This window comes from Amycolatopsis azurea DSM 43854 (assembly GCF_001995215.1).
Lineage (GTDB): Bacteria > Actinomycetota > Actinomycetes > Mycobacteriales > Pseudonocardiaceae > Amycolatopsis > Amycolatopsis azurea.
Genome location: NZ_MUXN01000002.1, coordinates 26,407 through 37,458, shown reverse-complemented (window position 1 = coordinate 37,458; position 11,052 = coordinate 26,407). Strand labels below are relative to the sequence as shown.

Below are 11,052 nucleotides of genomic sequence, written 5' to 3'. Positions count from 1 at the left end.
TCACGGCTCCTGAATGGATGAGGGCGGTTCTCAGCGCGGGCCGAACTCGTCGTCGATCAGCGCGAGGAGGTCGTCGGGTGAGGCGGCGTCGAGGTCGGCGTGCGCGGGCTTCTTCGCCGTCCAGGCCGCCACGAGCCGCTTGAGCCGTCCGTCGATCTCCGCGTCACCGGGATCGGCTCCTTCCAGCAGCGCTTCGAGCCGGGTGATCTGTTCGGTCACCGCGGCCCCGGCACCGGTTTCGGGGGCGAGTTCGGTCTGGAGGTACTTGGCCAGCGCGTCGGGCGCCGGGTAGTCGAAGACGACCGTCGTGGGCAGGGTGAGGCCGGTCGCGGCGGCCAGCGCGGTCCGGAACTCGACGGCGGTGAGCGAGTCGAAACCGAGGTCGAGGAAGCCACGGCCCGGGGCGATCGCGGCCGCCCCGGCGTGGCCGAGGACGGCGGCGGCCTGTCCGCGCACCAGGTCGAGCAGCGCGCGTTCCTGTTCGGATTCGGCCAGCCCGGTGAGCTTGAGCCGCAGCGCGCCGGCGTCGGCGGCAGCGGCGGTGCGCCGGACCACGGGGACGAGGTCGCGCAGGATCGGCGGCAGCTGCCCGGCCGAGGCGAGCGCGTCTCGATCGAGTTTGACCGGGACCGACGCGGCCACGTCTGCGGCCAGCGCCGCGTCGAACAACGCCAGTCCTTCCTCGGTGCTCAGCGCCGGGAAACCGTTGCGGCTCAACCGTTGCCCGGCCTGGGTGCCCAGCGCCCCGCCCATGCCGTCCGCCCAGCGGCCCCAGGCCAGCGAGCGGGCGGGCAGGCCGAGCGCCCGGCGGTGCACGGCGAGACCGTCGAGGAAGGCGTTGGCGGCCGCGTAGTTGCCCTGCCCGGCGTTGCCGAAGACCCCGGCGGCCGAGGAGAACAGGACGAACGCCGCGAGCTCGTGGCCCTTGGTCAGTTCGTGCAGATGCCAAGCGGCGGCGGCCTTGGGACCGAACACGGTCGCGAGCCGCTCCGGGGTGAGCGCGCCGACGAGACCGTCGTCGAGGACACCCGCCGCGTGCACGACCCCGGTCAACCTGGGGATCCCGGCCACGAGGCCTTCGACGGAAGCGCGGTCGGCGACGTCGCACGCTTCGACGCGGACGTTCGCGCCCAGTCCGGTCAGTTCGGCGGCGAGTTCCGCCGCGCCCGGCGCGTCCGGGCCACGTCGGCTCGTGAGCACCAGTTCTCGGACGCCGTGTGCCTGGACGAGGTGCCGGGCTAGGTGGGCACCGAGGCCGCCCGTACCACCGGTGACGAGGACAGTCCCGCCCGCCAAAGCCGAAGGCTCGGTGGTTCGCGTGCCCACCAGCGTCAGTTTCGGCGCGTACAGCTTGCCTTCGCGCAGCAGCAACTGGTCTTCGCCGGTGGCCAGCGCCTTGCCGAGCATCGAGGTGTCACCGTCGCCGTCGACGAGGACGAACCGGCCCGGGTTCTCCGACTGCGCCGCGCGCACCAGGCCCCAGACCGCGGCGGCGGCCGGATCCGCACCGTCCTCTTCGGACAGTGCGACGGCACCGGCGGTCAGCACGACCAGACGGGCGGCTGTGGACTCCTGCAACGCGGCGAGGACGGTCGCGGTCGCCGTACGCGCCGCGTCGGCCACGTTCCCCGCCGGTTCGGCGAGTTCCAGCACCACCGCGCCGGGCAGTTCCGCGCCGACGTCCTCAAGCCGGGTCCACGACGTTTCGCCGTCACCCGCCGGAACCGGCGACCAGACGATCCGGTGCAGCGACTCGCTCGGCTCCGTCACGGCCGCCGGACGCTCGCCGAAGGTCACCTCGGCGGACAGCACCGGGGCTCCCGCGAGGTCGAACACCGCCAGCTCCCCCGCCGGACTCAGGTGCGCCCGGACGGTGGTGGCGCCGGTGGCGTGCAGGGTCACGTTCCGCCAGGCGACCGGCCAGCCGCGTTCGGCCAGCACCGGGTCGAGCAGGCTCGGGTGCAGGCCGTACAGCTGCGCGCTGTCGTCCGGCAGGGTCAGTTCGGTCAGGCCGTCTTCCGGAAGTCGCGGTGCCGGGGCCGGGGTGGTGACGAGGAGTCCGGTGCCGTGCCGCTGCCAGCCCGCACCGGCCCGGGTGTGGACCGAGACCGGGCGACGGCCATCGCTCTCGGCCCCGACGGAGACCTGGACCTCGCGATCCCCGGTCAGCGGTGCCTCGACGGCGAATTCGGCGAGGGTGCCCGCGCCGATCTCGTCACCGGCGCGGATCGCCAGTTCGACGAGCAGCGTGTCCGACGGGTCGGCAGGCAGCACACCGGTGCACAGGACCGCACCGTCGTCGGCCGAGGTCACGGCGGAAGCCAGGACCGGGTGACGCAGGCCGCCGGCGACGCGCGCCACGGCGGGCTCACGCAGCCAGTACCGCTCGTGCTGGAAGGCGTAGGTCGGCAGGTCGACGACGCGCGGCTTCGCGGGGGCGAAGAACGCGGGCCAGTCGACGTCGATGCCGCGGACGTGCAGACGGGCCAGCGCGGTGACCACGGTTTCCGGCTCGTCCTTCTCGTCGCGCAGGGCGGGGATCGCCTCGCCGATCCCCGCGGCGAGTGCCGAAAGCACCGCCGCCGGGCCGATTTCGAGGAAGGTGGTGACGTTTTCGGCCGAGAGGGCGGCCAGCGCGTCGGCGAACCGGACCGGTTCCCGCACGTGCCGCACCCAGTAGACCGGGTCGGTCAGCTCGGTGGCGACAGCGCCGGTGACCGCCGAAACGACCGGGATCGACGGCTCGGCGTAGGTCAGGCTCCGCGCCACTTCGGCGAAGTCGTCGAGCATCGGGTCCATCAGCGGCGAGTGGAACGCGTGGGAGACGTCGAGCCGCTTCACCTTGCGGCCACGGGCTTCCAGTGCCGAGGCGGCGGCGAGCACCGGTTCCTCGGCACCCGACAGCACGACGGCGTCCGGGCCGTTGACCGCCGCGACGGCGACACCGTCGAACTCGGCGACCTCGTCCTCGGTCGCCTGCACGGCGACCATCGCACCGCCCTCGGGCAGCGCCTCCATCAGCCTGCCGCGCGCTTCGATCAGCTTGGCCGCGTCCTCCAGCGAGAACACACCGGCGACGTGCGCGGCGGCGATCTCGCCGATCGAGTGCCCGGCGACGAACGCGGGACGGACACCCCAGGACTCGAAGAGCCGGTACAGCGCGACTTCGAGGGCGAAGATCGCGGGCTGCGCGGTCCCGGTCCTGCTCAGATCACCGTCGAGGGGGAGGAGCGCGGCGACCTCGTCGTAGGTCTTCGCGAACTCGGGGAAAGCTTCATAGAGCCCCTGTCCCATGCCGAGTCGCTGCGAACCCTGGCCGGTAAAGAGGAACGCGAGACGGCCGGACGCGGTTTCGCCGGAGGCCAGCGTCCGCAGTCCGGCGCCGGGCTCGCCGACGACGACCGCGCGGTGCGCGTGGTGAGTACGGGTGGTCGCCAGTGAGAAACCGGTGTCAGCCGTGTACTCCACAGTGGACAGACGGGAAGTCTGCGCGGCCAGCGCCTCCGGCGTACGTCCGGAAAGCAGCAGGGGCACTACGGGGAGCGTGCCCGAGGGCTCGGGCTCGGCTTCGGCCGGAGCCTGTTCGAGGACGACGTGGGCGTTGGTGCCGCTGATGCCGAACGACGACACACCGGCGCGGCGCGGGCCGCCGGTCTCCGGCCACAGCGTCTGCTCGGTGAGCAGCGCGATGTCACCGGCGGTCCAGTCGACGTGCGGGGTCGGCTCGTCCACGTGCAGGCTCGCCGGAACGAGACCGTGGTTCATCGCCTCGACCATCTTGATGATCCCGGCGACGCCCGCGGCGGCCTGCGTATGGCCGATGTTGGACTTGACCGAGCCGAGCAGCAGCGGCCGCTCACGGTCACGACCGTAGGTGGCCAGCAGCGCCTGCGCCTCGATCGGGTCGCCCAGCGGCGTGCCCGTGCCGTGCGCCTCGACGACGTCCACAGTGGACGATTCGACCCCGGCATTGGCCAGCGCCGAACGGATCACGCGCTGCTGTGAAGGTCCATTGGGGGCGGTGAGACCGTTGGACGCGCCGTCCTGGTTGACCGCGGAACCCTTGACGACGGCGAGGACGCGGTGCCCGTTGCGGCGGGCGTCGGAAAGGCGTTCCAGCACCAGGATGCCGACGCCTTCGGCCCAGTTCGTGCCGTCGGCGGCCCCGGCGAACGGCTTGCAGCGGCCGTCCGGCGCCAGTCCGCGCTGACGGGAGAACTCGACGAACATGTCCGGTGAGGCCATCACGTTGACGCCACCCGCCAGCGCGAGCGAGCACTCCCCCGACCGCAGCGACTGCGCGGCCAAGTGGACGGCGACCAGCGAAGACGAACAGGCGGTGTCGACGGAGACGGCCGGGCCTTCGAGACCCAGCGCGTAGGCGACGCGGCCGGACACGACACTGCTGAAGGACGCGGTGCCGAGGAAACCTTCGACCTGCTCGGGAATCGCGCTCAGCCGCGAGATGTAGTCGTTGGACAGCGCCCCGGCGAAGACACCGGTGCTGGTGCCGCGCAGGGAAGCCGGGTCGATGCCCGCCCGCTCCAGCGCCTCCCACGACGTCTCCAGGACCTGACGCTGCTGCGGATCGATGGCCAGCGCCTCACGCGGCGAGATCCCGAAGAACTCGGCGTCGAAATCGCCCGCGTTGTAGAGGAAAGCGCCTTCGGAGGCGTAGGTGGTGCCGCGGTGGTCGGGGTCCGGGTGGAACAGCGAGTCCAGGGGCCAGTCGCGGTCGGCCGGGAAGTCCCCGACGCCGTCGCGGCCCTCGGCGACCAGCTGCCAGAGCTCGGCGGGCGAAGTGACCTCGCCCGGGTACCGGCAGCCCATGCCGACGATGACGATGGGATCGTCGTGGATACCGGACCCGGCTGAGACATGGCCCGCCCCCACCGCGACCGGGGCCGGCGTCTCGTCCCCGACGAGTTCGCCGCGCAGGAAGACCTTCAGCGCGTCGGGCGTCGGGTGGTCGAAGACGAGCGTCGCGGGCAGCCGGAGGCCGGTCGCGGCGCCGAGGCGGTTGCGCAGTTCGACCGCGGTGAGCGAGTCGAAGCCGATTTCGTTGAACGCGCGGGTGGCGGCGATGCCGGCCGCGTCGGCGTGCCCGAGGACCAGCGCGACCTCGCGGCGTACGAGATCCAGCAGGAGTTCGTCGCGGTCCGGCGCGGGCAGCCCGGCGAGTTTGCGCCGCAGCTCGCCCGCCTGCTCGGCGGTGGCGGTCTTGGCCTTGGCCCGGCCGGATCCGCCGACCAGGGCGCGGATCAGCGGCGAGATCGGGGCGTCGCTGCCGCGGACGGTCGCGCGGTCGAACTTGAGGCCGAGCAGAACGGCGTGGTCGAGGCCGACCGCGCGGTCGAACATCGCCAGGCCCTCTCCCGCGTCGATCGGGGGGAAACCGCTGCGGCGCATGCGTTCTTCGCCCGCGTCGCCGAGTTCGCCCTTCATCCCGCCGGACCACAGGCCCCACGCGACGGACTGCGCGGCCAGACCTTCGGCGCGACGACGGGTGGCGAGGCCGTCGAGGAAGGCGTTGGCGGCGGCGTAGTTGCCCTGGCCGGGGTTGCCGAGCACACCGGCGGCCGAGGAGAACTGGACGAACCAGCGCAGCGGCAGTTCCGCGGTCAGCTCGTGCAGATGCCAGGCTGCGTCGGCCTTGGGGGCCAGAACACGATCGAGGCGTTCGGGGTTGAGCGCGTCGATCGGAGCGTCGTCGAGGACACCGGCCGCGTGGACGACGGCGGTGAGCGGATGCTCGCCGGGGATGGCGGCCAGCAGCGCGGCGACGGCTCCACGGTCCGCGCTGTCACACGCGGCGATGGTGACGGTCGCGCCAAGGGCTTCGAGCTCCTGCGACAACTCGGAAGCGCCGGGGGCGTCGGGACCGCGGCGACTGGTCAGCAGCAGATGCCGGACGCCGTACTCGGCGATCAGGTGCTTGGCGAGCATCGCGCCGAGGCCGCCCGTGCCGCCGGTGATCAGGACGGTGCCCTCGGGCTCCGGACCGCGCGGGATGGTGAGCACGACCTTGCCGATGTGCTTGGCCTGGCTGAGCAACCGGAACGCCTCCGGGGCGCGGCGGACGTCCCAGACGCGGCGCGGCAACGGCTTCAGCACACCGCTCGCGAACAGCTCCAGCACTTCGGCCCACATGCGGGAGAACTGCTCGGGGCCCGCTTCGATGAGGTCGTAGGGCCGGTAGTGCACGCCCGGGTGCTGCGCGGCGACCTCTTCGGGGTCACGCAGTCCCGCTTTGCCCATCTCCAGGAACCGGCCGCCGCGCGGCAGCAGCCGCAGGGACGCGTCCACGAAGTCACCGGTGAGCGCGTCGAGCACGACGTCGACGCCGCGTCCTTCGCTGGTGGCGAGGAAATGCTGTTCGAAGTCGAGGGTTCGGGAGTTGGCGATGTGGCCGTCGTCCAGCCCGGCTTCGGTCAGCACGTGTTGCTTCGCGGGGCTGGCGGTGCTGTAGACCTCGGCGCCGAGGTGGCGGGCGATCTGGATCGCCGCCATGCCGACGCCACCGGCACCCGCGTGGACGAGGACGGACTCCCCCGCCTTCAGCCCAGCGAGTTCCTTGAGGCCGAAGTAGGCGGTGAGGAACACCAGCGGCACGGACGCGGCTTCCTCGTCGGTCCAGTTCTCCGGAATGCGTGCGCACATCGAGCGCTGCGCCGTGGTGATCGAGCCGATGCCGCCGATCGCGACACCCATGACGCGGTCACCGGGCACGAGATCGTCCACTTCGGGCCCAGTTTCCAGCACCACACCGGCGATCTCGTTGCCGAGCGGACCCGGCTCGCCTTCGAACATGCCGAGGACATTGAGCGCGTCACGGAAGTTGAGGCCTGCGGCGCCGACGGCGACCCGGATGTGCCCGGGCGCCAGGGGTTCCAGAGCCTGCGGGCAGGGCTCCAGCCGCAGTTCCTCGAGCGTTCCGCGAGCCGCCATGCCGAGCCGCCAGGCGGGCTCGGCGGGCGGGCTGAGTTCGTCGGTGCCGGGAACCGGCGCGAGGCGCAGGGCGGCGAAACCGCTGTCACGCAAGGTCAATTGGGGTTCGCCGGTCGCCAAAGCGGCGGCGAGCTCGGTCTCGGTCAGGTCGCCGGTCTCGGTGTCGACGAGGACGACCCGGCCCGGGAGTTCACTTTGTGCGGAGCGGCCGAGGCCCCAGACCGCGGCGGCGGCCGGATCGACGCGGCCGGGTCCGATCGCGGCGCAGGTGACGAGGACGAGTTTCGCGTCGGCGAACCGGTCTTCGGTCGAGAACTGTTGCAGGACGGCGAGGACCTCGCGGGTGGCGATGCCGACGCCCGCCGGGTCGGTGAACACCGGGAGGACGACCACCGGCGGCACGGCGCCACCGCCGACCCGCCCGTGATACGCCCAGTCGACCTGGGCCGAGTCCGCCGGGGTGGGCACCGGGGTCCAGTCGAGGCGGAACAGCGAGTCGAGACCGGGAGTCGCCGTGGTGACAGGGGCGAGTTCGCGCAGGGTCAGGGAGCCGATGGTGACGACCGGCGCGCCGGTGCCGTCGGCGGCGCGCAGGGTGACGGCGCCGGACGCGGCCGGGGTGAGCTTCAGCCGCAGCGCGGACGCGCCGGTGGCGTGCAGGGTGACGTCCTGCCAGAGGAACGGCAGTTTGGCGCCACCCGGTTCCTCGCTCAGGAGGCCGATCGCGTGCAGACCGGCGTCCAGCAGCGCGGGGTGCAGGCCGAAACGATCTACGTCGGCCTTCGCGGTGTCTTCCGGCAGCGCGGTCTCGGCGAAGATCTCCTCACCGAGGCGCCAGGCGGCCTTGAGTCCCTGGAAGACCGGGCCGTACTCCAGGCCGGCGGCGGCGAACACCGGGTAGACCTCGGCGACATCCACAGAGATGGCGTCGCGCGGCGGCCACTCGGCCAGGTCGAAGTTCGCGGCCGGGGCCTGCGGTGCCAGGGTTCCCGAACCGTGCAGCGTCCAGGCGCCTTCACCGGCACGGGAGTACACGGCGACAGCACGACGGCCGCTCTCGTCCGGGCCTGCCAGGACGACCTGGACGTCCAGCGGGCCGGCCAGGGCCATCGGCTCGCGCAGGGTGAGTTCTTCCAGATGCGCGCAGCCGGCTTCGTCACCGGCGCGCAGCGCGAGTTCGACCAGCGCGGTGCCGGGCACGATGACGGTGCCCGCGACGGCGTGGTCGGAAAGCCAGGGGTGGGTGGACGGCGAGATCCGGCCGGTCAGGACGACGCCCGCGCCGTCGGCGAGCGGGACGGCCGCACCCAGCAGCGGGTGGGCGGCGTCGGCCAGGCCGAGCCCGCCCGGGTCGCCCGCGCTGTGGCCGCCGCGCAGCCAGTAGTTGTCGCGCTGGAACGGGTACGTGGGCAGATCGATCGTGCGGGCCCCGGTGCCCTCGTAGAACGCCGTCCAGTCGACGCGGGCGCCGCGGACGTGCAGTTCCGCGAGCACGGTCATCGCCGTCGGGGCTTCGGGGCGGTCCTTGCGCAGCACCGGGACAACAAGAGTGCCTTCCGGCGGCAGCGTGCGCGCCGCCATTCCGGCCAGCACCGCGTCCGGACCGATCTCGACGAACCGGGAAACCCCTTCGCCGCGCAGGAATCCGACCCCGTCGGCGAACCGCACCGGCTGCCGGACGTGGCGCGGCCAGTAGCCGGGCACGGTGACCTCGTCGGGTCCGGCGAGACGGCCGGTCACGTTGGAGACCACCGGGATCGTCGGCGTCCCGTGCGGGATCTCTTCGGCGATGGCGCCGAATTCGGCGAGCATGCCGTCCATCCGCGCGGAGTGGGACGCGTGGGAGATGTTGAGCCGCTTGATCTTCCGCCCGCGTTCGGCGAACTTCGCGGCCAGCGCCTCGGCGGCGGCCTCCTCACCGGAGACGACGACCGAGTCGGGGGCGTTGAGCGCGCCGATGGCGAGGCCGTCGGTCAGTTCGGCGGCGACCTCCTCTTCGGTGGCCTGGATACCGATCATCGCGCCGCCCGGCGGCTGCGCCTCCATCAGACGGCCGCGCGCGGTGATCATCCGCGCGGCGCCCGCCAGGTCCCAAACCCCGGCGACGTGGGCCGCGGCGAGTTCACCGGCGGAGTGGCCGACGACGTAGTCCGGCCGGGCGCCCCAAGATTCCAGCAGGCGGAACAGCGCGACCTGCAAGGCGAACATCGCAGGCTGGGCGAAGGTCATCCGGTCGAGCAGCTTCTGGTCGTCGCCGAAGACGACGTCGGCCAGCGGGCGGTCGAGGTGCGGGTCGAGAGCGGCGCACGCCTCGTCGAAGGCGGCGCGGTACGCGGGGAAGGTGTCGTAGAGCTCGCGGCCCATGCCGCAACGCTGGGCGCCCATGCCGGAGAACAGGAACGCGGTGCGCCCGAGCAGCGGTTCACCGGTGACGACGCCGGGGGCGGGCTCGCCCTCGGCCAGCGCGGTCAGCCCGGCCTTCAGGTCTTCCACGCCGGTGCCGACGATCGCGGCGCGGCTTTCCAGCGCGGTCCGCGTGGTGGCAAGCGACCACCCGAGGTCGAGCGGATCACTATTGTCCACTGTGGACAGAAGGTCGGCGGCGGCGGCTTTCAGCGCGGCGGGTCCGCGGGCCGAAAGAGGCCACGTCTGGACGGCGGGCGGAGTCCGCTCCGGCTCTGCGTCGTCGTCCGCAGGGGCCTGCTCCAGGATGACGTGCGCGTTGGTGCCGCTCATGCCGAAGGACGACACCCCGGCTCGGCGCGGACGGTCGCCGGTGTCCCACGGCTTCGGCTCGGTGAGCAGTTCGACGGCTCCGGCCGACCAGTCGACGTGCGGGGAGGGCTCGTCGACGTGCAGGGTGCGGGGCAGCACGCCGCGGCGCATCGCCTCGACCATCTTGATGATCCCGGCGGCACCCGCGGCCGCCTGGGTGTGCCCGATGTTCGACTTGATCGACCCGAGCCACAGCGGGGTTTCCCGCTCACGGCCGTAGGTGGCCAGCAGCGCTTGTGCCTCGATCGGATCACCGAGGGTGGTGCCGGTGCCGTGCGCCTCGACGGCGTCGACGTCGGCGGCGGTCAGCTTCGCGTTCTTCAGCGCGGCACGGATGACACGCTGCTGGGCCGGGCCGTTGGGCGCGGTCAGGCCGTTGGACGCGCCGTCCTGGTTGACCGCGGAACCCTTGAGGACGGCGAGGATCCGGTGCCCGTTGCGGCGGGCGTCGGACAACCGCTCCAGCAGGAGCATGCCCGCGCCCTCGGACCAGCCGGTGCCATCGGCCCCGGCGGCGAACGCCTTGCAGCGCCCGTTCGGTGCCATGCCGCGCTGCCGCGAGAACTCGACGAACGTCTCCGGTGTGGCCATCACCGTGACCCCGCCGGCCAGCGCCAGTGAGCACTCCCCCGACCGCAGCGCGTGCGCCGCGAGGTGGACCGCGACCAGCGACGACGAGCACGCCGTGTCGATCGTGACCGCCGGACCCTCCAGGCCGAGGGTGTAGGCGAGCCGACCCGACAGCACGCTGTTGGACGAGCCGGTGCCCAGGAACCCTTCCACCTCTTCGGATCCGCCGTCGAACCCGGAGACGTACTCACTGCGCATGGCCCCGGCGAACACGCCGGTGGCGCTGCCCTTCAGCGCGGCCGTGTCCAGCCCGGCCCGTTCGAACGTCTCCCAGGTGACCTCCAGCAGCAGCCGCTGCTGAGGGTCCATCGCGAGGGCTTCCCGCGGCGAGATGCCGAAGAAACCCGCGTCGAATTCCCCGGCGTCATGGAGGAATCCGCCCTGGTCGCTGTAGCTGGTGCCCCGGTGTTCCGGGTCCGGGTGATACAGCCCGTCGGTGTCCCAGCCCCGGTTCGCCGGGAAACCCGTCATCCCGTCCCCGCCGCCGTCGACGAGGTCCCACAGTCCTTCCGGCGAGGTGACCCCGCCCGGGAACCGGCAGGCCATGCCGATCACCGCGAGGGGCTCGGAGCCGCTCTCCTCGGCTTCTCGCAGACGGCGCCGCGTCTCACGCAGTTCGGCGGTCAGTCGCTTGAGGTAGTCGAGCGTCCGCTCGTCGGTGGTCATGACGGTGGTCCTCCTCGCGGCGGCGGGCCGGGG

At 72.5% G+C, this 11,052-nt stretch carries 1 protein-coding gene; it reads right to left on the bottom strand.

Annotated elements, in window-relative coordinates; all coding sequences use genetic code 11:
* Positions 1-30: 30 nt before the first annotated feature.
* Positions 31-11,019: a type I polyketide synthase gene (locus tag B0293_RS02580; protein WP_005152899.1), complete on the bottom strand. Its 10,989-nt coding sequence runs from the start codon at positions 11,017-11,019 to the stop codon at positions 31-33.
* Positions 11,020-11,052: the final 33 nt, after the last annotated feature.